This window comes from Achromobacter sp. 1L-A-4-B-C2 (assembly GCF_057291955.1).
Window position 1 is genome coordinate 753,566 of sequence record NZ_JBXAWP010000002.1, and the last position, 23,631, is coordinate 777,196.

The window sequence follows — 23,631 nt, forward strand, 5'->3', positions numbered from 1 at the left end:
GCGCGCCGCTAGGCGCGGTATCAGGTGTTGCGCGTGGACTTCACGATGGTCATGGCCGAGGCGATCATGCCGCCCACGTCGGACATGTTGGCCGGCAGGATCAGCGTGTTGCCTTCCTTGGCCACGTTGGCGAACGCCTCGACGTAGCGCTCGGCCACCTTCAGGTTCACCGCTTCCATGCCGCCCGGCTGACGCACGGCATCGGCCACTTGGGTAATGGCCTTGGCGGTGGCTTCGGCAATGGCCAGCACCGCGGCGGCCTCGCCCTGCGCCTGGTTGATCTGTGCCTGCTTCTCGCCTTCGGAGCGGGCAATGGCGGCTTCACGTTCGCCGGTGGCGATATTGATCTGTTCCTGGCGGCGGCCTTCCGAGGCCGCGATCAGCGCGCGCTTTTCACGTTCGGCGGTGATCTGCGCCTGCATCGAACGCAGGATTTCGTTGGGCGGCGTCAAATCCTTGATCTCGTAGCGCAGCACCTTCACGCCCCAGTTCAGCGCGGCTTCGTCCAGCGACGACACGATGTTGCTGTTGATCGAATCGCGTTCTTCGAACGTGCGGTCCAGTTCCATCTTGCCGATGACCGAGCGCAAGGTGGTCTGCGCCAGCTGCGTGATGGCCGAAATGTAGTTCGACGAACCATACGATGCGCGCATCGGGTCGGTCACCTGGAAATACAGCACGCCGTCCACTTGCAGCTGCGTGTTGTCACGCGTGATGCAGACCTGGCTGGGCACGTCCAGCGGGATTTCCTTTAGCGAATGCTTGTAGGACACGCGTTCGATGAAGGGGATGACAAAACCGGCACCCGGCGACAAGACACGGTCGAACTTGCCCAGGCGTTCGACCACCCAGGCGTGCTGTTGCGGCACGATGGCGATCGACTTGATGACGATCAGGATCGCCAGCGCGACGACGACGAGCAGGACGATAGTGGATGTATCGATCATGATTGAAACCTCTTCTGAGTTAATGCGATGGCGTCGGACAACAAGCCCCCGACGCCTGCTGCGGGCCGCGCGAGGCGCGAGCCGGTCTTACCTGGTTGAACCCGGCGCCCCCGTGGGCTTGAGCACCAGGGTCGAGCCACGCAGTTCGGTAATGGTGTGTTCTCCGGCGTGGGGCGCGTGCCCCGGGGCCAGCTCGGCCTGCCAGTGGGCGCCGCGATACCAGACACGCGCCGTGCGCTGTTCGGACCACGATTCCACGGAAACCGTCTGGCCGATGTCCAGGTTCACGTCGGCGTTGCGCGCCGAATTGACCTCGCGCTTTTTCAGCACGCGCGTCTTGCGCAGCGCCAGCAGACCCAGCATCAAGACCACGCCGCACGCCACCAATTGCCATTCAAGCCCGGTGCCAAGCCACGCGGCAGCGCCGGCCGCCGCCAGCCCCAAGGCCACCAGCAGCAAATAGAAAGTACCCGTCGCCAACTCCCCGATAAGGGCCAGCGCGGCCAGTCCCAGCCAGATCCACATAGTCTTAACGTCGCCTGAAAGGATGATTCGTGAGCGGATTGTACGTATTTCCGGGACGTAACGGGAAAGCCCGTTGGCCTCGGTCCCGGCGGCGCTGGATTATGATGTGCGCCTGACGCGACGATCCCACCCGGATGGCCCGCGTCCGCCTTTTCAAGCACATCGATCCATGACCGCTGCAACACCTTCCGCCCTACCCGTCCTGATCCTGCATACCGGCGATCCGGACGACACGCTTAAAAGCCAGTTCGGCGGCTATGCCGAACAACTGACCCAGGCCGCCGGCCTGACGGCCGACGCGGTTGAGATCGTTGCCGTGCACGAAGGCCAGCGCCCACAATCGCCGGCGCACTATCGCGCCGCCCTCATCACCGGATCGCCCGCCATGGTTACCGATAAGGAACCCTGGAGCGAAGACACGGCCGCCTGGCTGCGCGAGGCCGCCGCCGCCGAGTTGCCCATGTTCGGCGTGTGCTACGGCCACCAGTTGCTGGCTTATGCGCTGGGCGGCAAGGTGGGCTACAACCCGGCCGGCCGCGAAGTCGGCACGCAAACCGTCGAGCTGCTGCCGCCGGCCTCGGGCGACAAGTTGCTGGCCGGCCTGCCCGGCACGTTTCCCGCCCAGATGCTGCATGCCCAGACCGTGTTGCAGCCGCCGCCCGGCTCGGCCGTGCTGGCGCGCTCGGACCTGGACGAACACCAGATGATCCGCATCGGCCGCAATGTGTTTTCGACCCAGTTCCATCCCGAATTTGGCCCCGACTTCATTCGCGCCCACCTGGATCGCTATGGCCGACGTTACGCGGCGGAAAACCTGGACCTTCCGGACCTGACCGCGAACGTGCGCGCCACGCCCGTGGCCGGGGGGCTGCTGCGCCGCTTCCTGGACGCTTACGCGCCGGCCTGAACGGCGGCGCGCAACATCCGGAGTGCGGGGCGAGTCGGCAACTGAGACCATGAATCTAAAGCGCAATCCATTACGCGCATGTCAGGAGTCTTCGATGAGCCCCATCGCCGCCGCAAGCAAGCAGCCGCCCGCCGCAGCCGCAGCCGCAGCCGGTTTAAGCAAACAGCTAGTAAGCAAACAGCTTGTAAGCAAAGAGTTGTTAAGCAAACAGCATGCCGCCGTCGTCGAACGCGCCTGCCGCGCCCTTGAGGCCGAGCAGCCGCCCGACCTGTCCACGCTGGCCGAACAAGCCGGCATGAGCCGCTTTCACTTTCACCGCGTATTCAAGGCAGCCACCGGCATCACGCCCAAGGCCTACGCCAACGCGCTGCGCGCCGCCCGCGCGCGCCAGCAACTGGAAAGCAGCGCCAGCGTCACCGACGCGATGTACGACGCCGGCTTCAACTCCAGCGGCCGGTTCTACGAAGCCGCCCCGGCCATCCTGGGCATGACGCCCACCGCCTTTCGCAAGAACGGCGCAGGCATCGACATCCGCTTCGCCGTGGCGCAGTGTTCGCTGGGCGCCTTGCTGGTGGCGGCCACCGGCACGGGCATCTGCGACATTTCGCTGGACGCCGACCCGGAACACCTGGTCCGCAACCTGCAAGACCGCTTCAAGGCCGCCCGCCTGATCGGGGCGGATGCCGAGTTTGAGACCTGGGTTGCCGCCGTGGTGAGCTTCGTCGAAGACCCGTCGCGCGGGCTGGACCTGCCGCTGGACGTGCGCGGCACCGCTTTTCAGCGCCGGGTATGGGAAGCACTGCGCGACATTCCGGTGGGCACCACGGTCACCTACACGCAAGTGGCCGAACGCATCGGTGCGCCCCGCGCCGTGCGGGCGGTGGCGCGCGCCTGCGCCACCAACTCCATTGCGCTGGCCATCCCGTGCCACCGCGTGGTGCGCACGGACGGGTCCATGGCGGGGTACCGCTGGGGCATCGATCGCAAGCGGGAATTGATCGCGCGGGAATTGAAAGCGGCGTAGCACTCCCGCCCCCGCATCGTGCGCCAAAGAAAAAACCCCGCATCCTGATCGGACGCGGGGTTTTTTATTGGAACGGGCCAGGCGCTTATTGCTTGGCCAGACGCTGCCAGGTGTCGACTACCGTATCCGGGTTGAGCGACATCGACAGAATGCCTTCGTCCTTGAGCCATTGCGCGAAGTCGGGGTGGTCGCTGGGGCCTTGGCCGCAGATGCCCACGTACTTGTTGGCGGCCAGGCAAGCCTTGATCGCGCGGCGCAGCATGAACTTCACGGCTTCGTCGCGTTCGTCGAAGTCGGCAGCCAGGAGCTCCATGCCGGAATCGCGGTCCAGGCCCAACGTGAGCTGGGTCATGTCGTTGGAACCGATCGAGAAGCCGTCGAAGAATTGCAGGAATTCGTCGGCCAGGATGGCGTTGGACGGCACTTCGCACATCATGATCAGCTTCAGGCCGTTTTCACCGCGAGCCAGGCCATGCTTGGCCAGCAGGTTCACGACCTTTTCGGCCTGACCCAGCGTGCGCACGAACGGCACCATGATTTCAACGTTGGTCAGGCCCATGTCGTCGCGAACCTTCTTGAGCGCTTCGCATTCCATGCGGAAGCACTCGGCGAAGTCCTCGGCGATGTAGCGCGAAGCGCCACGGAAGCCCAGCATGGGGTTCTCTTCCTCGGGCTCGTAGCGCGAACCGCCCACCAGCTTGCGGTATTCGTTGGACTTGAAGTCCGACATGCGCACGATGACCGGCTTCGGGTAGAACGCGGCAGCAATCGTGGCCACGCCTTCGGCCATCTTTTCAACGAAGAACGCGCGCGGGCTGGCGTGCCCACGGGCAGCCGATTCAACGGCCTTCTTCAGTTCGCCGTCCACGTTCGGGTAGTCCAGGACTGCCTTCGGGTGGATGCCGATGTTGTTGTTGATGATGAATTCCAGACGCGCCAGGCCGACGCCGCCGTTGGGAATTTGCGCAAAGTCGAACGCCAGCTGGGGGTTGCCCACGTTCATCATGATCTTCAGATCGATGGCGGGCATTTCGCCACGGCGCACTTCTTCGACTTCGGTTTCGATCAGGCCGTCATAGATGCGGCCTTCGTCGCCTTCCGCGCAAGACACGGTCACGGCCTGGCCTTCCTTGAGCAGGTCGGTGGCGTTGCCGCAACCCACCACCGCCGGAATGCCCAGTTCGCGCGCGATGATCGCCGCGTGGCAGGTACGGCCGCCACGGTTCGTGACGATGGCCGAGGCGCGCTTCATCACGGGTTCCCAGTTGGGATCGGTCATGTCGGTGACCAGCACATCGCCCGGCTGGACCTTGTCCATGTCGGAGATGTCGCCCACCACGCGCACGGGGCCGGCGCCGATCTTCTGGCCGATCGCGCGGCCGGTAATCAGGACCTGGCCGGTGGCCTTCAGGCGGTAACGCTGCTGCACGTCGTTCACGCCCTGCTGCGACTTCACCGTTTCCGGGCGCGCTTGCAGGATGTAGATCTTGCCGTCAACGCCGTCACGGCCCCATTCGATGTCCATCGGGCGCTTGTAGTGCTGCTCGATGATGACGGCGTAGCGAGCCAGTTCGTTGACTTCGTCGTCGGTCAGCGAATAGCGGTTGCGCTCGGACACGGGCACGTCAACGGTACGCACCGCGCGGCCTTCCGGACGCTCGGGGTCGAATTCCATCTTGATCAGCTTGGAACCGATGCGGCGGCCGACGATGGGGAACTTGCCTTGGGCCAGCGTGGGCTTGAAGACGTAGAACTCGTCGGGGTTGACGGCGCCTTGCACGACGGTTTCGCCCAGGCCGTAGGACGAGGTGATGAACACCACGTCTTCAAAGCCCGATTCGGTATCGATGGTGAACATGACGCCGGCGCTGCCCTTGTCGGAACGCACCATGCGCTGGATGCCGGCCGACAGCGCCACATCGGCGTGGGCGTAGCCCTTGTGCACGCGATAGGAAATGGCGCGGTCGTTGTACAGCGAGGCGAACACGTGGCGGATCTTGTCCAGCACGTCGTCGATGCCCACAACGTTCAGGAAGGTTTCCTGCTGGCCGGCGAAGGACGCATCGGGCAGGTCTTCCGCCGTGGCGGACGAGCGCACGGCAAACGAGCCCTTGCCGTCAGCGTCGAGCTTGGCAAAGGCTGCACGGATTTGTGCTTCGAATTCGGCCGAGAACGGCGCTTCGACGATCCATTGGCGGATCTGCGCGCCGGCGGTGGCCAGCTCGCGCACGTCTTCGGGGTTCAGCGTGGTCAGGCGTTCAGCGATGCGCTTGTCCAGGCCCGAGGCCTTCAGAAAATCACGGAAGGCGTCGGCGGTCGTGGCAAAGCCGCCCGGCACGCGGACGCCCGCGCCAGACAGCTGGCTGATCATTTCGCCTAGTGATGCGTTCTTGCCTCCTACCGAGTCCACGTCCGTCATGCGGAGCTGCTCGAACAAAACAACATACGACATTGAAGTCACCTTTTACAATGGAATGAAAGCGAGTTAGGTCAAAGCACGAAACAAGCACAAAAACTGCTTTTTTCAGACGCTGACCAAACTGGCCTTGGACCGCCCTTGGGGTGACTTATAGGGGCCTGATTGTACTCGGTGGAGTACCCTGGGCTATCTGACTGGTTGGAATTTTTTACACATGACATCTACCCCGATCGCACGCACGGTATACATCGTTTCCGACAGTACCGGCATCACCGCCGAGACCTTCAGCCAGTCGGTGCTGTCCCAGTTCGAAGAGGTGGAATTCAAGCCGATTCGGCTGCCGTTCGTCGACACCCTGGAAAAGGCCGCCGAAGTCGCCATGCGCATCGACCGCAGCGCCCTGGAAGCCGGTGTGCCCCCGATTGTGTTCAGCACCTTGGTCAACCCCGAGATCCTGGCGCGTGTTCGCCAGGCGAACGGCATCTTCATGGACCTGTTCGGCACCTTCGTCAGCCATATCGAGCAAGCGCTGGGCCTGAAGTCCAGCCATTCGATCGGCCGGTCGCACATGCAGGCCAATTCCGAAAAGTACCGCAACCGTATCGACGCCATCAACTTCAGCCTGGCCCACGACGACGGCCAGTTCGTCAACCAGCTGGACCAGGCGGATGTCATCCTGGTGGGCGTGTCGCGCTGCGGCAAGACCCCCACCAGCCTGTACCTGGCGATGCAGTACGCCATCAAGGCCGCCAACTTCCCGCTGACGCCGGACGATTTCGAACGCGGCACCCTGCCCTCAACCATCGCCCCGCACCGCGCCAAGCTGTTCGGCCTGTCGATCCAGCCCGAGCGCCTGGCAGAAGTTCGCAACGAACGCCGCCCCAACAGCCGCTATTCCCAGCTGGAACAATGCCGCTACGAAGTGGCGGAAGCCGAACGGATGATGCGCCGTGAAGGCATTTCGTGGCTGTCCAGCACCACCAAATCGATTGAAGAAATCGCGACGACGGTGTTGCAGGAAGTGGGCCTGGATCGGGGCTGAAAAAAACTTGGGCGCACCAATGGTGCGCCCAAGCTTGGCCTATTCAATAAAAATGGGCGTGGGCCAGAACTTGGCGCGCTCCACGGTTTCATTGCCGCATCCCCACGGGCAATATGACAGAACGAGACAGCGCCAAATACGCGCTTTCCGCCGGCAGGTAAAAACCCAGAAGTCTGCCTGACGAGGCCACCAGATAGGCCTCGCCTTGCCGCCTCGGCTGAAGAGTAAACGGGCCACTCACCGAACGGTAGACGTCTCCCTCAGGCAGGGCGCCCACTCGGCGCCACTGCGACCCGGCTGGCAAAGTCACGCTGTTGCCCTCAGGCCCAGCGGCGATGACGGCGCGAGACAACCGGATAGTGTGGACCGGATCCGCGGCAGCCACGGGCGTCATGCCGATTATCTGCATGCCAGACGTGCAGGCGCCCAGCGCAAGCGCGCATGCGGACGCCAGCAGCAACGCCCGCCAGATACGCGCAGGGCGCCCTTGCAACCTTTCCGCCCAGATCCTGTGAGCCGGCGATGCCGTCATAGCCACCTCGGAAGAAGTCAAAACGCGCAGTCTATGACCGCCACCGACTCTTGCAAACCCTGTGGTTTCAATAACGAAGCGCTTGGCGCCGCTGCTCGAACAGGCAGATCGCGGCAGCCGCGCCGACGTTCAGGGACTCGACGGCGGCCATGTCGTGGGGGATGCAGACCTTGAGCCGGGCGGCGGCCAGCAAAGCGGGATCCACGCCCTGGCCCTCGTGCCCGAAGACCCAGGCGCACCGGGCCGGCAACGCACCTTCGTACAGGTTCTGTGCGCCGTCCAGGGCGGTCGCTACCAGCGGCACGCGCAGGCTGGGCAATAAGGCGGGCAGGTCAACGTGTTCGTGGATGGCCAGCGCGAAGTGCGCGCCTTGGCCGCTGCGCAAGACCTTGGGCGACCACGCGGCGGCGGTACCCGTTGCCAGGAACACACGTTTCACGCCGGCCGCCGCGCAGGTGCGCAGCAGCGTGCCGACGTTGCCGGGGTCTTGGATACGGTCGAACAGCACGCAGTTTTCGTCGATGTCGGCCGGCAATTCCAACGGCGTGGGAGTGACCAGAAAGGCCACGCCCTGCCCGCTTTCCACGCTGGCCAGCGACTGCATCAGGCGTGCATCCAGCGCCAGGCAGCGGGCGTCGGGAACCGCGGCTGCCAGCGCGGCGATATCGGGTTGTGCCAGGCGGTCCACATCGAAGATGGCCTGGTCCGGCGCACCGTGGTGCTGCAACCAGGCCTGGCACAGGTGCACGCCGTCCAGCAATACGGGCGCGCCGCGTTTGCCGGCCGTGCCGGCCAATTTGGCCAAGGCCTTGACCGCCGGATTGTCGCGGGAACTGATGTGCTTCATGACGCCAGGCCAAACGCCTTGATCGGAGCGAAGCTGCGGCGGTGTTCCGCGCAAGGGCCGTGTTCGCGCAGCATTTGCAGGTGCAGCGCGGTGCCGTAGCCCTTGTGCTGGTCAAAGGCGTATTGCGGATACAGGCTGTGCAGGCGCACCAGATCGGCATCGCGCGCGGTCTTGGCCAGGATGGAGGCAGCGGAAATTGCCGGCACCAGCGCATCGCCCTTGATGACCGTCTGCACGGTGCAACCCAGCTTGGGCGCCTGGTTGCCGTCCACCAAGGCCAGTTGCGCGGGCAAGGACAAGCCCTGCACCGCCCGTTGCATGGCCAGCATCGTGGCCCGCAGGATGTTCAGGGTATCGATTTCCTGCACGCTGGCACTGGCAACGCACCAGGCCAAGGCGTATTCCTGGATCTCAAGCGCCAGCGCCTCGCGGGTGGCGGCTTTAAGCACCTTGGAATCGGCCAGCCCATCGATGGGCCGCGCCGGGTTCAGGATCACCGCCGCGGCATAGACCGCGCCGGCAAGCGGGCCACGGCCCGCCTCGTCCACGCCCGCCGTCACCATGGCGGGTTGCACGGGGGCCGCGAACAATTCAGGCTGTTCCACCCGCCACCTCCAGAATCGCCTGGGCCGCCAGGGCCGGCGTGTCGCGCAGCAATTCCTGGTGCATGGCGGTAAAGCGGGCCTCGACGCGGGCGATCAGCGCATCGTCGGTCAAGGACGCCCAGGTCGCCTCGGCCAGCTTTTCGGGCGTTGCGTCGTCTTGCAGCAATTCAGGCACCGCGAAATCGCGCAACAGCACATTGGGCAGGCCCACCCACGGCAGGTAAGGCCGCTGCTGCCCCGACTTCCACGTCATGATGCGGCGCATCCAGGGCGACAACACGTACGAAATCACCATGGGGCGCTTGTACAGCGCCGTTTCCAACGTGGCCGTGCCGCTGGCCACCAACACCGCGTTGGCCGCTTCCATCACGGACCATGCCACGGGCGCCTTGCGATCGCCGCCGGCGCCATGCAGGTCGTCGGCGGTAATGCAGCGCAGGCCGGGCACCGGGTGCTGAGCCAGAATCGCCTGGAATTCGGCGCGGCGCTGGTCGTTAACCATCGGCACGACGCACTGCAGGGCGGGATCTTTCTTCATTAACAGCTGGGCAGCCTGCAAAAAGCGCGGCGCCAGCAGGCGGATTTCGGACGAACGGCTACCGGGCAAAATCGCCAGCACGCGCGCGTTCGGGTCGATGCCCAGGCTTGCGCGCGCGGCAGCGCGGTCCGGCTGCATCGGGATGGCGCCGGCAAGCGGGTGGCCCACGTAGGTGACCGGAATGTTTTCCTTGCGGTAGATCTCTTCCTCGAACGGGAAAAGCACCAGCATGTGCGACACGGACTCACGGATCTTATGAATGCGTTCGTAGCGCCACGCCCAGATGGACGGGCCGACGAAATGCACCGTAGGGGTACCGGCCAGGCGTAGCTGATGTTCCAGCCGCAGGTTGAAGTCGGGGGCATCGATGCCCACGAAGACCTTGGGCGGCTCGGCCAGCCAGCGGCGCTTGACGTCGCGATAGGTGCTCAGCAAGCTGGGCAGGCGCTTGAGCGCATCGACGTAGCCGAACACGGTCAGCGCGTGCATGGGATGCCAGGCGTCAAATTCGCGGGCCTGCATTTGCGGGCCGCCGATGCCTTCGCACTGCACGCTGGCATCGCGGGCTTGCAGACCGGCAATGATCCGACCGGCCAGCAAGTCGCCCGAAGGCTCGCCGGCCACCATGCCGATCCGAGTGTTCATGGGCGAATGATGCCGCGCGAGGCGACGTCCAGGAAATCCAGCAGCGTTTGCAGATGCTCGGCCGCTTCGGGAATTTCTTGTTGGCGCTTGTGCAATTCAGCGCGCGCCGCGTCCAGCGGCAAACCACGGCGGTAGATGATCTTGTAGGCTTCGCGCAGGGCCGAAATCATTACGGGGGTAAAACCGCGACGCTTCAGGCCTTCGACGTTGATGCCCACCGGCCGGCACGGGTTGCCCGCCGCCAGCACGAACGGCGGCGAATCCTGCATCAACGAGCTGTTGCCGCCCGTCATGGTGTGCGCGCCCACGCGGGCAAACTGGTGCACGCCGGTCAGGCCGCCGATGATGGCCCAGTCGCCCACATGCACGTGGCCGCCCAGCTGCACCGAGTTGGCCAGAATGGTGTGGCTGCCAACGTGGCAGTCATGCGCCACGTGCACATACGCCATGATCCAGTTGTCACTGCCCAGCGTCGTTTCGCCGCCATCTTGGACGGTGCCCGTGTTCAGCGTGACAAATTCGCGCACGGTATTGCGGTCGCCGATCGTCAGGCGCGTCTTTTCACCGGCGTACTTCTTGTCTTGCGGCATGCCGCCGATCGAGCAGTAGCGGTAAAAACGATTGTCGCGCCCGATGGTCGTGACGCCGTCAACCATGCAGTAGGGGCCGATTTCGGTCCCTGCTCCGATGGTGACGTCTGGCCCCACCATTGCGAACGGGCCGATTACGGCGCTCGGGTCAATTTTTGCCGCCGGATCAACGACTGCGGTGGGATGGATGTTTCCTGCCATTTACTCTTCCAGGCTGCGAATCGCGCACATCAGCTTGGCGGACGCCACTTCTTGTCCGTCGACCGTCGCGCGCGCGGCGTACTTACAGATGCTGCGGCTCAGACGTTCGGCTTCGACTTCGATGCGCAGTTGATCACCCGGCACCACGGGGCGGCGGAAGCGCGCGCCGTCGACGCCGACCAGATAGTAGGCCGTCTTGGAGCTATCGCATTTGAGGCCGCCGTTTTCGTCCGTGAACGAGAACAGTGCCGAAGCTTGCGCCATGGCTTCCACGATGAGCACGCCCGGCATCACCGGATGGTGGGGGAAGTGGCCGTTGAAAAACGGTTCATTGATCGAGACATTCTTGATGGCGACAATAGACTTGCCGGGCACCATTTCGACGACGCGATCAATCAGCAGCATCGGATAACGATGCGGCAGCCTCTCCATGATCCCCTTGATGTCGAGTTCCATTTTTCTATGCTTTCCTGCGAGATGAAATAATTTTGGCGCGTGCACGCCCAGGCGGCAATTGCGCGCTCTAGTCTTTTTCCAGCGTGCGCACGCGGCGGCGCAGTTGCGCCAACTGTTGTATCACGGCGGCGTTGCGCTGCCAGTCGCCATGCTCGGCATACGGGAACACCCCGGTATAGCGGCCTGGCTTGGTGATGCTGGAGGTGACCGCCGTGCCACCCGAGATGTGCACGTCGTCGCCCAGGGTCAAATGGCCCGACAGCATCGCGGCGCCGCCGATGGTGCAGCGTTCGCCAATGGTGGTTGAGCCGGCGATGCCGACGCACGCCGCCACGGCGGTATGCGCGCCGATGCGCACGTTGTGCGCCACCATGATCTGGTTGTCCAGCTTGACGCCGTCCGACACCACGGTGTCGTCCAAGGCGCCACGGTCGACGGTGGTGTTGGCCCCGATTTCGACATCGTTGCCCACGGACACGCCGCCCAGCTGGGGAATCTTGCCCCAGGCGCCCTGCCCCAGCGTCGGGTCCGGCGCAAAGCCGAAACCGTCGGCGCCCAGCACGGCGCCGCTGTGAATGATGGCCCGCTCGCCCACTTTCACGCCTTCGTAAAGGGTGACATGTGCGTGCAGGCGGCTGCCCGCACCAATGGACGAGCCCGCCCCGACCACGCAGCCCGGTCCCAGGACCGTGTCGCGACCGATGCGGGCGCCCGCCTCGACCACGCAATTGGGGCCGATACGCACGCCCTCTTCAAGGACGGCGTCGGGCGCAACAACGGCGGACGGATGCGTGGAACCCGGCAACGCAGGACGACGCGCCGCGTCGAACCATTGGGCCACACGGGCATACAGCAGATAGGGATGTTTGCAGACGACCAGCGCAAAGGGCGGCCGATCGGCGCCCTGGGCTTCCAGCGCCTCGGCCACGTCGGCCGAGACGATGACCGCCCCGGCTTGCGTGGTGGTCAGTTGGCTCTGGTAGCGGGGGTTGGCCAGGAACGTGATTTCCTGGCTACCCGCCGAAGACAGCGTCCCGATACCGCAGACCTTGAAAGGTTCTGCGCCCTGGGGCGCGCTGATGCGCCAGTCCATACCCTGGGTATTGGCGGCGCTCAACAGTGCTTCAAGAGTCGGCGCGCGAGCAAGATCCAGTAAAACCGGCATGGTGTGACGGGTGCTGCTTACTTGCCCAGGCTCTGAATCACCTTGTCGGTGATGTCGATGCGCGGGTTGACCGTCACGGCGTCCTGGATGATCAGGTCGTAGCTTTCTTGCTCGGCGATGCGCTTGATGGCCTCGTTGGCCTTCGTGACGATGCCCGAGAACTCTTCATTGCGGCGGCGGTTGAAGTCTTCCTGGAATTCACGACGCTTGCGTTGCAGGTCGGTATCCAGGTTGGACAGTTCGCGCTGGCGCTTGACGCGGTCGGATTCCGACAGAACCGGAGCGTCCTTGTCGAACTTCTCGGCTTGCGAACGCAGGCTGTTGTTCAGGCGCTGGAGCTCGTCGTCGCGCTTCTTGAATTCGGCTTCGATCTTGCTTTGCGCCGTCTTGGCCGGGCCCGATTCACGCAGGATCCGCTCGGTGTTGACGAAGCCGATCTTGGTGTTTTGAGCCTGCGCGGGAATCGCAGCAGCCGAACCGAGAATGAGAGCACCCACCAGGGCAATGGAGCCGCCCAGCTTGCCACGGCGCTTGGCGCGCGGCGTATTCGATGATTTAAGTGCGAAATCAGACATCATGAAAATCTCACCTTCCAGTAAGGCAAAGCCAAAGTGTGTATTGTGCCACTAAACAGCAAGGGAGCCGGGCCATGGGGCCCCTCCCTTGTTTTCAAGCGTAACGGCGCGCTTAGAAACCGGTACCGATCTGGAACTGGAAGCTTTGCTTGTCGTCACCCTGCTTGGAGTTCAGCGGACGCGCGTAAGACAGCTGCAACGGTCCCATCGGCGACTGCCACGACAGGCCGACACCCGCCGAGAAACGCCAGCCGCAAGGATCCTCGACCTCGGTGTTGTTGCGGCCCCGGGTGCAGCTCAGACCACTGCCGGCAGCGACCTGGCCTGCATCGCTGAAGATGAACCAACGCAGCGTGCGGTCCTTGGTGGCGCCCGGGAACGGCAGATACAACTGCGCGTTGGCCACGACACGACGCGTACCGCCCAGGTAATCGCCGGTCAGCGTATCGCGCGGACCCAGCGACGACCCTTCATACCCGCGAACGGTGCCGATACCGCCGGCATACACGTTCTTGATGACGGGATAATTCTTGCTGCCGTAGCTGTTGCCCCAATCGACCATGCCGTTCAAGGCCAGCGTGTACGAGCCACCCAGCGGCACGAAGTACTGCTGTTGGCCGGTCAACATCGTGTATTGCAGGTCGACGGTGGATACGTCGGCCTTCAGGCGCGTGTACGAGCCCTTGGTCGGCGCCAGCGCGCTGTCACGCGTGTCCTTGGACCAGCCGGTGCTGAAGATGACCGCGTTCGTCGAATCGCCGTACTGACTTACGAAGTCGCGGTAGGCCTGCGGCGAGTTCGTGAACAGGTCGATCTGGTTGTGTTCGTAGTTGGCACCCAGGAAGATCCGGTCGTATTCCGAAATCGGAATGCCGAAGTTCATGCCCAGGCCGAGCGCCTTGACGCGGTAGTCGCCGTCGTTGTTGTTCCAGGGCTCGGTCACGCGGTAGTACGCGGACGTCGTGCGGCTGATGCCTTCCTTGGTCCAGTACGGGTCGGTGTGCGACAGCACGACCGCGCGGTTCGTCTTGCTGGTGTTCAATTGCAGCGTCAGGTTGGTGCCGCTGCCGAAAACGTTGTCTTCGCTGATACCGGCCGACAGAATCGCCTTTTCGGACGATCCGTAGCCCACGCCCAGGTTGATCATGCCGGTGGGCTTTTCTTTCACGTCCACGTTCACATCAACCTGGTCGGGCGAACCGGGGACGGGATCGGTCTTGACGTTGACGTCGCTGAAATAACCCAGGCGGTCGACGCGGTCGCGGGACGTCTTGATGTCCTTGGCGTCGTACCAGGCGGCTTCCTGCTGGCGCATTTCGCGGCGCACGACTTCGTCGCGCGTGCGGGTGTTGCCACCGATCTGGATGCGGCGCACGTACACACGGCGGCTCGGGTCGACGTAGAACGTCAGGTCGGCTTCGTGCTTGGCGCGGTCCAGCTGCGGGTTCGGGTTGACGTTGGCGAAGGCGTAGCCCAATTCGCCCAGGTAGTCGGTAATGGCCTTGGCCGAGTCGTTGGCCTTGGCGGCCGAGAACGTCTCGTTGGGTTTGGTCTGCACCAGGGCATTGATTTCCTTGTCCAGGCCCAGCAGGTTGCCGGCCAGCTTCACGCTGCGCACCTTGTAGGGCTCGCCTTCGTGAACGGTAATCGTAATGCGGATGTCTTTGCGGTCAGGCGAAATGGTGACCTGCGGGGGCTCGACCGTGAACTCCAGGTAACCCTGGTCCAGGTAGAACGAACGCAGGCGCTCAAGGTCGCCTTCCAGCTTTTCGCGGGAATACTTGTCGGTATCGGTGTACCAGGTCAACCAGCCCGGCGTCGTCAGCTTGAACTCGTCAAGCAGGTCGCTTTCCGAGAAGGCCTTGTTGCCGACGAAGCGGATTTCCTGGATGCGGGCAACCGACCCTTCAAACACGTCGAAGCTCACGCCCACGCGGTTGCGCGGCAGCGGGGTCACGGTAGAGGTGACTTCGACGCCGTACTTGCCCTTGGACAGGTATTGCTGCTTCAGTTCGTATTCCGCGCGCTCGAGCATCGAGCGGTCGAAAATGCGGCCTTCGGCGAAACCGACCTGCCCCAGCGACGTGGTGATCGCCTTGGAGTCGAATTCACGCATGCCGTTGAAGTTGACGGAGGCGATGGTCGGGCGCTCTTGCACAACGACCACCACGACGTTGTTGTCCGTCTGGATTTGCACGTCGGTGAAAAAGCCCGTGCCGTACAGGCGACGGATGGCTTCGGTGGCCTCTTCTTCGGTGAATTTCTCGCCCACCTTGACGGGGAGATAACCGAAGACGGTGCCGGCGTCAGTCCGTTGAATACCCTCTACGCGGATATCCCGCACGACAAAAGGGTCGAAGGCTTGGGCCATGGCCGGCAGCATTAATGCGGCGATGAGACCCGGCAGTACACCCTTTTTGTGATGAAACATCCGGCGAAAAGACATCCTTGAGTATCCTCGGTCGTGCAAATGGCGGGGGATTTTATGCTAAATCGCGTTTACGTGAATAAACGCGTGAAATCGTTGAACAGCGCAAGGCCCATCAGGCCTGCCAATAAACCTATGCCGGCGCGCTGTCCGATATCGATCCACCTCGCTGGCGGCGGGCTACCCCGCACAATTTCGACGAGATAGTACAGCAGATGGCCGCCGTCCAGCATAGGAATGGGCAGCAAATTTAGTACGCCCAGGCTGATACTGATCAAGGCAATATAGGCGATATACGCAACAATGCCGATCCGGGCGGTCTGGCCGGCGTAGTCGGCGATGGTGACCGGGCCGCTGACGTTGCGCCACGAGATATCGCCGGTGACCATGCGGCCCATCATGCGCAGCGAGAACCAGGCGGTATCCCAGGTGCGGACGGCACCGCGCCATACGCTTTCGAACAGGCCATAGCGAACGGTGACCATCGGCACGTCGCCGCCCAGTTGCACGCCCAAGCGGCCGATTTCCTGGCCGTTGACCGTTTCAGCGCGCGGCGTCACGTTCAGCGAAATATTGGCGCCATCGCGCAGCAGGGTCAGCGTCAGCGTCTGCCCGGCGCTTTGCTGGATTTGCTTGATGACCGATTCCGTTTCCGGCGTGGGCTGGCCGTCGATGGCTACGATCAGGTCACCGGTACGCATGCCCGCCGCCTGCCCTTCGCCGCCGTCGTTCACGGCGCGCACGCCGGGCTTGGGCTGGGCCAGGCGGATGCCGGCAGCGGCCAGGGGATCGCCCGAGGACGGGTCCATGGCGTTGGGCGGCAGATTGAGCTCGCGTTGCTGGACGGCGCCGGAAGGGGTGCTGACTTCGATCAGCGCGCGGCCGCCGGTGGACATGACGTCCATCAGGCGCCAGCGGGCGTCGGACCACGAGGCAATTTCCTGGCCATCCACGGCCAGGATGCGGTCGCCCGCAAGCAGACCGGCATTTGCAGCGGGCGTCTCAGCAGCGGGTTGGGCGATGATGGCCTGCGGTTCGTCCGTGCCGGCCATGTTCAGGCCGGCGTACAGGAAGACCGCCAGGATCAGGTTGAAGATGGGGCCCGCGGCAACGATGGCAATGCGCTTGCCCACGGATTTGTTGTTGAACGCGCTGGCGGCCTCGGCCGGGCTGGCCCCGGCGGGCGCGTCGTCCTGCATTTTGACGTAGCCGCCCAGCGGCAACGCCGAAACGGCCCATTCGGTGCCGTTTTTATCCGTGCGACGCAAGATGACCTTGCCAAAGCCCAGCGAAAACCGCAGCACCTTGACGCCGCAAAGCCGAGCCACCCAATAGTGCCCCAGCTCATGGAAGGTGATCAGGGAGCCAAGCGCTACCGCAAAGGCCAGCAGGGTGAAAAGCATCGGGATCGGGATCTAGGGAATCAGAAGCAAGCGGGGCCAGCCATCAGGCCAGCCCAAGGTTACCGGCGAAGATGCGCGCGTCGGCATCCAGCGCCAGCACTTCGTCAAGACTGTTGAGCGTAACAGATGCCCGGGCGGCTTGCCACTCCAGGGTGGCTTCGATGACGCGCGCGATCCAGGTGTAGGGAAGGCGGCCATCCAGGAATGCCGCCACGGCGACTTCGTTGGCGGCGTTCAGCGCCACGCAGGCGCCCTGCCCAGCCCGCAGCGCGGCAAAAGACAGCGCCAGGCAGGGAAAGCGGGCCAGATCGGGCTTTTCGAAATCCAGCCGGCCCAGACGCGTCAGGTCCAGCGGGCCCACGCCGCTGGCCAGGCGGTCGGGAAAGCCCAGCCCGTAGGCGATGGGCGTGCGCATGTCGGGCTGCCCCAGCTGCGCCAGCACCGAACCGTCGTCGTATTCGACCATCGAATGCACGACGCTTTGCGGGTGCACCACGACTTCGATGCGATCGGCCGGCATGGCGAACAGCCAATGCGCCTCGATCACTTCCAGGCCTTTGTTCAGCATGGTGGCCGAGTCCACCGAGATCTTGCGGCCCATGCTCCAGTTGGGATGAGCGCATGCCTGGGCGGGCGTCACATCGTGCAGGTCTTCAAGGTCGCGTCCGCGGAACGGGCCGCCAGAGGCCGTCAGAAGCAGACGGCGCACGCCCGGGGCGGGTGCATCGGGCGCTTGCGCCCGCCCGCCGTGGGGCAGGCATTGGAAAATGGCGTTGTGCTCGCTGTCGATGGGCAGCAGCTCGGCGCCGTGGTCGCGGATGGCCTGCATGAACAAGGACCCGGCCGCGACCAGGGCTTCCTTGTTGGCCAGCAACACGCGCTTGCCGCTACGGGCCGCCGCCAGCGCGGCGGGCAAACCGGCAGCGCCGACGATGGCGGCCATGACCGAATCGCATTCCGGGTCGGCCGCGGTGTCCGCCAGCGCCTGGGCGCCGACGCGGATTTCGGGCATCGGCTGCTTGCCTGTCCAGGCGGCGGTGAATTGCTTGCGCGCCGCGTCATCCGGCACCACGACAACAGCGGCGCGGCTGGCCTGCGCCTGTTGCGCCAAGCGTTCCATCCGGCTGTACGCGGACAGCGCATAAACCGCCAGCCGATCGGGGTGGCGGGCAATCACATCCAGCGTGCTTTCACCGATCGACCCGGTCGACCCCAGCACGACGACGCGTTGAAAAGCCGTCAAAACAACACTCCAGACAAAAGTAGCGCAAAGGGGGCCACCGGAAGAATCGCATCGATGCGGTCATAGACCCCGCCGTGGCCGGGCAGCAGCGTGCTGGAATCCTTGCGGCCGGCGCGGCGCTTGAGCAGCGATTCGAACAGGTCGCCAACAATGGACACCACGCCCAGCAAGGCGGCAATGGGCAGCGCCAGCCAGAAGCTCCAGCGTTCAACCAGCGCATGTCCGAACGAGCCGTCCCACAGGCTGGACAAGCCGATCCAGATCACGGCGCCCAACACGCCGGCAACGGCGCCCTCGATGGTCTTGCCCGGGCTGACCCGAGGAGCCAGTTTACGCTTGCCGAATGCACGGCCGGCGAAATAAGCGGCAATGTCGGCCACCCAAACCAGCGCCAGCAGCGACACCACGAACCCCGCGCCGCGCGCGATGAACATCTGCGCCAGCACCGCCCAGGCCGCAAACGCGGCGGGCACCGAGAAGACGGACCAGCCCAGGCTGGCAGGCGAAGCGTCGGAACGGCCCTGGATTACGGCCGTGAAGCCGCCCAACAACCAGACGGCCGCCACGGCCGGCACCACATAGCGCAACACCCACGTAGGATCGCGCCAGCCCACGCCGTTGCCCGCCAGCCAGGCCGACGCCAGCGCCAGCATGCCGCAAAACAGCAGCACGGCGACGCCGATGGCAATCAGGGGGGACGGGGGCTGGGGCAGCGTCAATCGCAGCCATTCCCAGTTGGCGCACGCGGCGGCCAGGGCCAGCAAGGCAACAAACCACCAGGGATTCGCGCTGATCATCGCGGCGGCCAGAATGGCCAACAGGATGACGGCGGTAACGATACGCTGGCCCAACATATGACGGTCTCCTCGTGTGCTGCTCTGGAAAGACACGCTTGTCGCGGTCTGCTTACTGCGCGCCGGTTTCGCTGACTTGCGCGCTGGTGCGGCCGAAGCGGCGTTCGCGGGTGCGATACCAGTCAAACGCCGCCTGCAATTCGGCGGCGCCGAAATCCGGCCAATAGCGATCCGTGAAGTAGAACTCCGCGTACGCCATCTGCCAGATCAGGAAATTGGAAATGCGCTGCTCGCCGCCGGTGCGGATGAACAGGTCGGGCTCGGGCGCCCAGGACATCGACAGGTGCCGGGCCAGCCGCTCTTCGTCGACGCGCTCGGGGTGGGCGGCCAGCTCGGGCTCGGCCGCGAGCATGGCGCGCGTGGCTTGAAGAATGTCCCAGCGGCCGCCGTAGTTGGCCGCCACCGTCAGGTGCAAGCGGTCGTTGTGGGCGGTGCGCGCCTGCGCGGCCAGGATCAGCTCTTGCAAGCGGGGTTCGAACGCGCTCAGGTCGCCGATGACGTGCAAGCGCACGCCCTGCTCGTCGAGCTTGCCGATTTCGCGTTCAAGCGCCTGCACGAACAGGCGCATCAGCAGCGAGACTTCCTCGGCGGGCCGGCGCCAGTTTTCAGAGCTGAACGCAAACAGCGTCAGATAGCGCACGCCCGCGCGACCGCAAGCTTCAACCACTCGGCGTACCGCCTGCACGCCCTTGGCGTGGCCGGCCGTGCGAGGCAGCAGCCGTCGCGTGGCCCATCTCCCGTTGCCGTCCATGATGATGGCCACGTGTTCTGGGATGTCGCGAGTATCGGGAACCGCCTGGGTCGAACTGGTTGCCATGGATGTGGGACTTAAGCGCGGAAAGCCGGCCAATATCGAAACTACGGGAGAAAAACCTGCGCCGTCGTTCCATTGCTGCGTAAGGGTGCTGCGAAGCAATGGTAAGGACGGCGCATGGGCAAGAAAATCCTGACGCCGGGGCGATACGGCCAAGCCGCTCGCCCCGAAGTAACCACGGATTATACGGTCATGATTTCCGCTTCTTTCTGGACGACCATCTTGTCGATGTCGGCCACGGCGCGATCGGTCAGCTTCTGGACATCGTCCTGCGCACGACGTTCGTCGTCCTCGGAGATTTCCTTGTCCTTGACCAGCTTCTTCAGGGCTTCGTTCGCTTCACGACGCAGGTTGCGCACGGCGATCTTGGCGTCTTCGCCTTCGCTGCGCACAACCTTGGTCAGATCGCGGCGGCGCTCTTCGGTCAGGGCGGGCATCGGCACGCGGATGGTATCGCCCATCGAGATCGGGTTCAGGCCCAGATCCGATTCACGGATGGCCTTTTCGATCGGGCCGGCCATGTGCTTTTCGTAGGGCTGCACGCTGATGGTGCGGGCGTCCACGAGGTTCACGTTGGCGACCTGGCCGACCGGAACCGGCGAGCCGTAGTACTCGACCTGCACGTGGTCCAGGATGCCGGTGTGGGCGCGGCCCGTCCGGATCTTGCCCAGGTTGATCTTGAGCGTATCAAGCGACTTGGCCATCCTGGCTTCGGCGGATTTGCGAATTTCTGCTGCGCTCATGGAATTTCCTTTTCTTTAAACGTGTACCAACGTGCCTTCGTCTTCACCGCTGACCACTCGCTTGAGCGCGCCGGACTTATTGATCGAAAACACTTTGATCGGCAGTTTCTGGTCACGGCACAGTGCGAAGGCCGTGGCGTCCATGACTTCCAGACGGCGCACGATCGCTTCATCGAAGCTGATCCGCGAATAACGCGTCGCGGTGGGATCCTTGTTGGGATCCGCACTGTAGATGCCGTCCACTTTAGTGGCTTTCAACACGATCTCCGCGCCGATTTCCGCGCCACGCAAGGCGGCGGCGGTGTCGGTCGTGAAGAAGGGGTTGCCCGTGCCCGCGGCGAAGATGACGACCTTGCCCTCTTCGAGGTAGCGCAAAGCCTTCGGGCGGATGTAGGGTTCGACGACCTGATCGATGTTCAGGGCGGATTGTACGCGGGTGTCGATGCCCTTGTGCTTCAGCGCGTCTTGCAGGGCAAGCGCGTTCATGATGGTGGCCATCATGCCCATGTAGTCGGCGGTGGCGCGGTCCATGCCCTGCGCACCCGGGGCGACACCACGGAAAATGTTACCTCCGCCAATGACGATGGCCAGTTCGACGCCCGTGGCGGCGACTTCGGCGATCTCATCGGTCATGCGGACGATGGTGGAACGATTGATGCCAAAAGCATCCTCGCCCATCAGCGCCTCGCCGGAAAGTTTGAGAAGAACCCGTTTGTATGCTCTGCTGCTCATAGGTGATATCCCGAAGAACAATCCGACGAAAGTGTATGACAAGAATGAGGGTGACCCTCAAAGCCCCAGGGCCGGCTATCTGCCGGGCGCTGCTGCACCCGAACCGGCCCCTCGGCGTAAAAAGGCCGGACTAGAATTTAATCTAGTGCCGGCCTTTAAGCACTACCCCAGAAGGTTAGGCGGCGCCGGCGGCGGCGGCGGCAACCTCAGCGGCGAAGTCGCTGGTCTTCTTCTCAATACCTTCGCCGACAACGAACAGCACGAACTTGCTGATCGAAGCGCCATTGGCCTTCAGATGCTGTTCGACCGTGTGCTTGTCGTTCTTGACGAAAGGTTGCGACAACAAGGTCACTTCCTTCAAGAACTTGGCGACCGAACCTTCAACCATCTTGGCGACGATGTCAGCCGGCTTGCCGGATTCGGCGGCCTTCTGCTCGGCAACCGAACGCTCGGCGGCGATGTCGGCCGGATTCACGCCGTCGGCGTTCAGGGCCTTGGGCTTGGTGGCGGCGATGTGCATCGCCAGGTCCTTGCCCACTTCTTCGGCGCCGGTGTATTCCACCAGCACGCCGATCTTGCCGCCGTGCACGTAGCTGGCCAGCGAGTTCGGCGTTTCGATGCGCTCGAAGCGGCGGATCGAGATGTTTTCGCCGATCTTGCCGATCAGGGCGGTACGGGTCGTTTCAACGGTGCCTTCACCGAACGGCAGGGCCGACAGAGCGGCGACGTCGGCCGGGTTCTGCGTGGCAACCAGTTCAGCCAGCTTGTTCACGAAGCCGACGAAGTCGTCGTTCTTGGCAACGAAGTCGGTTTCGCAGTTGATTTCGACCACGGCGCCTTGCTTGGCGTCGGCGGAGATGAACAGACCGATCAGGCCCTCGGCGGTGACGCGGGCAGCGGCCTTGCTGGCCTTGTTGCCCAGCTTGACGCGCAGGATTTCCTCGGCACGAGCCAGGTCGCCTTCGGCTTCCGTCAAGGCCTTCTTGCACTCCATCATGGGCGCGTCGGTCTTCTCGCGCAGTTCCTTGACCAGGGCAGCGGTAATTTCAGCCATGTTTGCTCCAATTTTGCTAAGACACGCCCCGGCTCGCCGGGGCAGTGATTTGATTCGATGGGACGCCCGCCAGAGGCGGGCCAGGAAGATGGGAGCCCACCTTCGCAGTGCCGGCGAGGCGGGAGCGGTTCTGTTTCAAAAGCCGCTCCCGGACACTAACCGCCGGACATGACAACAGGCTTAGGCCTGGTTGTCCTGCACTTCAACGAACTCTTCCTGACCTTCGCCTTGCTCTTCGACCAGACCATTGATGTTCTGTTCGCGGCCTTCCAGCACGGCGTCGGCGATGCCCTTGGCGTACAGCGCGATGGCCTTGGCCGAGTCATCGTTACCGGGGATGACGTAGTCGATACCGTCCGGCGAGTGGTTGGTATCAACCACGGCGACGACGGGGATACCCAGCGTCTTGGCTTCGGCGATGGCGATCTTGTGGTAGCCGACGTCGATGACGAACATGGCGTCAGGCAGACCGTTCATGTCCTTGATGCCGCCGATCGACTTGTTCAGCTTGTCCAGTTCGCGTTGGAACAGCAGGCCTTCCTTCTTGATCATGCGCTCGGCGCCGCCTTCGGCGACGACGACTTCCATGTCCTTCAGGCGCTTGACCGAGGTCTTGACCGTCTTGAAGTTGGTCAGCATGCCGCCGAGCCAGCGGGCGTCGACGAAGGGCATGCCGCAACGAGCGGCTTCAGAGGCGACCAGCTCGCGAGCAGCGCGCTTGGTGCCGACAAACAGGATGTTGCCGCCGCGAGCAGCGATCTGCTTCACGAACTTGGTGGCTTCCTGGTACTTATCAACCGTCTTTTCCAGGTTGATGATGTGAATCTTGTTGCGGTGACCGAAGATGTACGGAGCCATCTTGGGGTTCCAGTAACGGGTCTGGTGACCAAAGTGGACACCCGCTTCCAGCATTTCGCGCATCAAAGACATGTAATTCTCCAAGGGTTGGTTTCTTGCGCCGCACCTGCATCAGCATCTGGCTGACACCCTGGGTGGTGAGACGCGCGATTTCCCGCAACATGCGGGATGGACAAAATTTTAACCGGGCCGACCGATCACTGTCGCAATAAAACTACTGCTTCCGCGATAAACCCAGACGACCGACACGACGAGAGCCTTGCACTACACACTTGTTCCCGCTTGTTCTGCACAAGCAGGCGCTGAGCCAGACCCTCCAGGAAATTCCTGGAAGTTTCCGGGGTTCAGCGCACCCGGACTTGTTTTGTTGGCAGCGAAATCCAGCTCTTCGCAGTCAGGCTCAACGCCATCTTGCGCATCAGACCACCAGGGCATTTCTTAAAAAAACTCGAAGGTTTTCAAGAACTTAGTCTGGCGTCCATAC

The 23,631-nt window shown here is 63.5% G+C and carries 22 protein-coding genes; 3 read left to right on the plus strand and 19 right to left on the minus strand.

What is annotated here, in order from left to right:
• Positions 1 to 20 precede the first annotated feature (20 nt).
• Together AC0Z35_RS10855 and AC0Z35_RS10860 are read right to left on the minus strand one after the other, a co-directional pair.
• Entirely contained in the window at positions 21 to 947 is a 927-nt protein-coding gene (locus AC0Z35_RS10855) for an SPFH domain-containing protein (protein ID WP_046807169.1), read from the minus strand.
• 87 nt (positions 948 to 1,034) lie between these two features.
• A complete protein-coding gene (locus tag AC0Z35_RS10860; protein ID WP_046807170.1) occupies positions 1,035 to 1,472 on the minus strand; it encodes an NfeD family protein in 438 nt (145 codons plus the stop codon).
• A 169-nt stretch (positions 1,473 to 1,641) separates the two neighbouring features.
• On the opposite strand from AC0Z35_RS10860, the gene AC0Z35_RS10865 reads away from it, so the two are divergent.
• Together AC0Z35_RS10865 and AC0Z35_RS10870 are read left to right on the plus strand one after the other, a co-directional pair.
• The gene (locus tag AC0Z35_RS10865) at positions 1,642 to 2,379 is read left to right on the plus strand and encodes a glutamine amidotransferase (RefSeq protein WP_046807171.1); all 738 of its coding nucleotides are present in this window, start codon (positions 1,642 to 1,644) and stop codon (positions 2,377 to 2,379) included.
• A 94-nt stretch (positions 2,380 to 2,473) separates the two neighbouring features.
• Positions 2,474 to 3,403 carry a bifunctional transcriptional activator/DNA repair enzyme AdaA gene (locus tag AC0Z35_RS10870; protein ID WP_485131953.1) on the plus strand — a complete coding sequence of 310 codons (930 nt, stop codon included), beginning with the start codon at positions 2,474 to 2,476 and terminating at the stop codon, positions 3,401 to 3,403.
• A gap of 85 nt (positions 3,404 to 3,488) precedes the next feature.
• Here the strand turns inward: AC0Z35_RS10870 and ppsA are convergent, their stop codons facing one another.
• Positions 3,489 to 5,855 (minus strand): phosphoenolpyruvate synthase, encoded by a 2,367-nt coding sequence (gene ppsA / locus AC0Z35_RS10875; RefSeq protein WP_046807172.1) that lies wholly within the window; start codon positions 5,853 to 5,855, stop codon positions 3,489 to 3,491.
• Between the two features lie 181 nt (positions 5,856 to 6,036).
• On the opposite strand from ppsA, the gene ppsR reads away from it, so the two are divergent.
• Positions 6,037 to 6,864: a posphoenolpyruvate synthetase regulatory kinase/phosphorylase PpsR gene (ppsR, locus tag AC0Z35_RS10880; protein WP_046807173.1), complete on the plus strand. Its 828-nt coding sequence runs from the start codon at positions 6,037 to 6,039 to the stop codon at positions 6,862 to 6,864.
• A 599-nt stretch (positions 6,865 to 7,463) separates the two neighbouring features.
• Here the strand turns inward: ppsR and AC0Z35_RS10885 are convergent.
• The 16 genes from AC0Z35_RS10885 to rpsB all read right to left on the minus strand — a co-directional run bounded on the left by AC0Z35_RS10885 (position 7,464) and on the right by rpsB (position 23,219).
• A complete protein-coding gene (locus AC0Z35_RS10885) occupies positions 7,464 to 8,243 on the minus strand; it encodes a TrmH family RNA methyltransferase (protein WP_485131954.1) in 780 nt (259 codons plus the stop codon).
• Positions 8,240 to 8,848: a ribonuclease HII gene (gene rnhB, locus AC0Z35_RS10890; protein WP_046807176.1), complete on the minus strand. Its 609-nt coding sequence runs from the start codon at positions 8,846 to 8,848 to the stop codon at positions 8,240 to 8,242. The genes AC0Z35_RS10885 and rnhB overlap by 4 nt, the downstream gene beginning before the upstream one ends.
• Positions 8,835 to 10,031 carry a lipid-A-disaccharide synthase gene (gene lpxB, locus AC0Z35_RS10895; RefSeq protein WP_485131955.1) on the minus strand — a complete coding sequence of 399 codons (1,197 nt, stop codon included), beginning with the start codon at positions 10,029 to 10,031 and terminating at the stop codon, positions 8,835 to 8,837. The genes rnhB and lpxB overlap by 14 nt, the downstream gene beginning before the upstream one ends.
• Complete coding sequence (gene lpxA / locus AC0Z35_RS10900; RefSeq protein ID WP_104145642.1) at positions 10,028 to 10,822, minus strand: acyl-ACP--UDP-N-acetylglucosamine O-acyltransferase; 795 nt, start codon at positions 10,820 to 10,822, stop codon at positions 10,028 to 10,030. The genes lpxB and lpxA overlap by 4 nt, the downstream gene beginning before the upstream one ends.
• Positions 10,823 to 11,278: a 3-hydroxyacyl-ACP dehydratase FabZ gene (gene fabZ, locus AC0Z35_RS10905; RefSeq protein ID WP_006219108.1), complete on the minus strand. Its 456-nt coding sequence runs from the start codon at positions 11,276 to 11,278 to the stop codon at positions 10,823 to 10,825. It lies immediately after the preceding gene.
• A gap of 67 nt (positions 11,279 to 11,345) precedes the next feature.
• Positions 11,346 to 12,443, minus strand: a complete 1,098-nt coding sequence (gene lpxD / locus AC0Z35_RS10910) for a UDP-3-O-(3-hydroxymyristoyl)glucosamine N-acyltransferase (protein WP_046807179.1) — start codon at positions 12,441 to 12,443, stop codon at positions 11,346 to 11,348.
• A 17-nt stretch (positions 12,444 to 12,460) separates the two neighbouring features.
• Positions 12,461 to 13,021, minus strand: a complete 561-nt coding sequence (locus tag AC0Z35_RS10915; RefSeq protein ID WP_046807180.1) for an OmpH/Skp family outer membrane protein — start codon at positions 13,019 to 13,021, stop codon at positions 12,461 to 12,463.
• Between the two features lie 109 nt (positions 13,022 to 13,130).
• A complete protein-coding gene (bamA, locus tag AC0Z35_RS10920; RefSeq protein WP_046807181.1) occupies positions 13,131 to 15,464 on the minus strand; it encodes an outer membrane protein assembly factor BamA in 2,334 nt (777 codons plus the stop codon).
• A gap of 53 nt (positions 15,465 to 15,517) precedes the next feature.
• Entirely contained in the window at positions 15,518 to 16,849 is a 1,332-nt protein-coding gene (gene rseP / locus AC0Z35_RS10925; protein WP_485131956.1) for an RIP metalloprotease RseP, read from the minus strand.
• A 43-nt stretch (positions 16,850 to 16,892) separates the two neighbouring features.
• Positions 16,893 to 18,092: a 1-deoxy-D-xylulose-5-phosphate reductoisomerase gene (locus AC0Z35_RS10930; protein WP_314364241.1), complete on the minus strand. Its 1,200-nt coding sequence runs from the start codon at positions 18,090 to 18,092 to the stop codon at positions 16,893 to 16,895.
• On the minus strand, positions 18,089 to 18,946 hold the full coding sequence (locus tag AC0Z35_RS10935; protein WP_046807184.1) for a phosphatidate cytidylyltransferase: 858 nt from the start codon (positions 18,944 to 18,946) through the stop codon (positions 18,089 to 18,091). Before AC0Z35_RS10935 ends, AC0Z35_RS10930 begins: the two co-directional genes overlap by 4 nt.
• Positions 18,947 to 18,998: 52 nt before the next feature.
• A complete protein-coding gene (gene uppS, locus AC0Z35_RS10940; RefSeq protein WP_046807185.1) occupies positions 18,999 to 19,763 on the minus strand; it encodes a polyprenyl diphosphate synthase in 765 nt (254 codons plus the stop codon).
• 179 nt (positions 19,764 to 19,942) lie between these two features.
• A complete protein-coding gene (frr, locus tag AC0Z35_RS10945; RefSeq protein ID WP_046807186.1) occupies positions 19,943 to 20,503 on the minus strand; it encodes a ribosome recycling factor in 561 nt (186 codons plus the stop codon).
• Positions 20,504 to 20,518: 15 nt separating this feature from the next.
• Positions 20,519 to 21,235, minus strand: coding sequence for a UMP kinase (pyrH, locus tag AC0Z35_RS10950; RefSeq protein WP_046807187.1), 717 nt, complete (start codon positions 21,233 to 21,235; stop codon positions 20,519 to 20,521).
• A gap of 175 nt (positions 21,236 to 21,410) precedes the next feature.
• Complete coding sequence (gene tsf / locus AC0Z35_RS10955) at positions 21,411 to 22,289, minus strand: translation elongation factor Ts (protein WP_046807188.1); 879 nt, start codon at positions 22,287 to 22,289, stop codon at positions 21,411 to 21,413.
• Positions 22,290 to 22,469: 180 nt separating this feature from the next.
• Positions 22,470 to 23,219 (minus strand): 30S ribosomal protein S2, encoded by a 750-nt coding sequence (rpsB, locus tag AC0Z35_RS10960; RefSeq protein ID WP_046807189.1) that lies wholly within the window; start codon positions 23,217 to 23,219, stop codon positions 22,470 to 22,472.
• Positions 23,220 to 23,631 lie beyond the last annotated feature (412 nt).

Coding starts and splice junctions, on each gene's coding strand:
- AC0Z35_RS10855 (WP_046807169.1), bottom strand. CDS start 947: ATGATCGATACATCCACTATCGTCCTGCTCGTCGTCGTCGCGCTGGCG.
- AC0Z35_RS10860 (WP_046807170.1), bottom strand. CDS start 1,472: ATGTGGATCTGGCTGGGACTGGCCGCGCTGGCCCTTATCGGGGAGTTG.
- AC0Z35_RS10865 (WP_046807171.1), top strand. CDS start 1,642: ATGACCGCTGCAACACCTTCCGCCCTACCCGTCCTGATCCTGCATACC.
- AC0Z35_RS10870 (WP_485131953.1), top strand. CDS start 2,474: ATGAGCCCCATCGCCGCCGCAAGCAAGCAGCCGCCCGCCGCAGCCGCA.
- ppsA (WP_046807172.1), bottom strand. CDS start 5,855: ATGTCGTATGTTGTTTTGTTCGAGCAGCTCCGCATGACGGACGTGGAC.
- ppsR (WP_046807173.1), top strand. CDS start 6,037: ATGACATCTACCCCGATCGCACGCACGGTATACATCGTTTCCGACAGT.
- AC0Z35_RS10885 (WP_485131954.1), bottom strand. CDS start 8,243: ATGAAGCACATCAGTTCCCGCGACAATCCGGCGGTCAAGGCCTTGGCC.
- lpxB (WP_485131955.1), bottom strand. CDS start 10,031: ATGAACACTCGGATCGGCATGGTGGCCGGCGAGCCTTCGGGCGACTTG.
- lpxA (WP_104145642.1), bottom strand. CDS start 10,822: ATGGCAGGAAACATCCATCCCACCGCAGTCGTTGATCCGGCGGCAAAA.
- fabZ (WP_006219108.1), bottom strand. CDS start 11,278: ATGGAACTCGACATCAAGGGGATCATGGAGAGGCTGCCGCATCGTTAT.
- lpxD (WP_046807179.1), bottom strand. CDS start 12,443: ATGCCGGTTTTACTGGATCTTGCTCGCGCGCCGACTCTTGAAGCACTG.
- AC0Z35_RS10915 (WP_046807180.1), bottom strand. CDS start 13,021: ATGATGTCTGATTTCGCACTTAAATCATCGAATACGCCGCGCGCCAAG.
- bamA (WP_046807181.1), bottom strand. CDS start 15,464: ATGTCTTTTCGCCGGATGTTTCATCACAAAAAGGGTGTACTGCCGGGT.
- rseP (WP_485131956.1), bottom strand. CDS start 16,849: ATGCTTTTCACCCTGCTGGCCTTTGCGGTAGCGCTTGGCTCCCTGATC.
- AC0Z35_RS10935 (WP_046807184.1), bottom strand. CDS start 18,946: ATGTTGGGCCAGCGTATCGTTACCGCCGTCATCCTGTTGGCCATTCTG.
- uppS (WP_046807185.1), bottom strand. CDS start 19,763: ATGGCAACCAGTTCGACCCAGGCGGTTCCCGATACTCGCGACATCCCA.
- frr (WP_046807186.1), bottom strand. CDS start 20,503: ATGAGCGCAGCAGAAATTCGCAAATCCGCCGAAGCCAGGATGGCCAAG.
- pyrH (WP_046807187.1), bottom strand. CDS start 21,235: ATGAGCAGCAGAGCATACAAACGGGTTCTTCTCAAACTTTCCGGCGAG.
- tsf (WP_046807188.1), bottom strand. CDS start 22,289: ATGGCTGAAATTACCGCTGCCCTGGTCAAGGAACTGCGCGAGAAGACC.
- rpsB (WP_046807189.1), bottom strand. CDS start 23,219: ATGTCTTTGATGCGCGAAATGCTGGAAGCGGGTGTCCACTTTGGTCAC.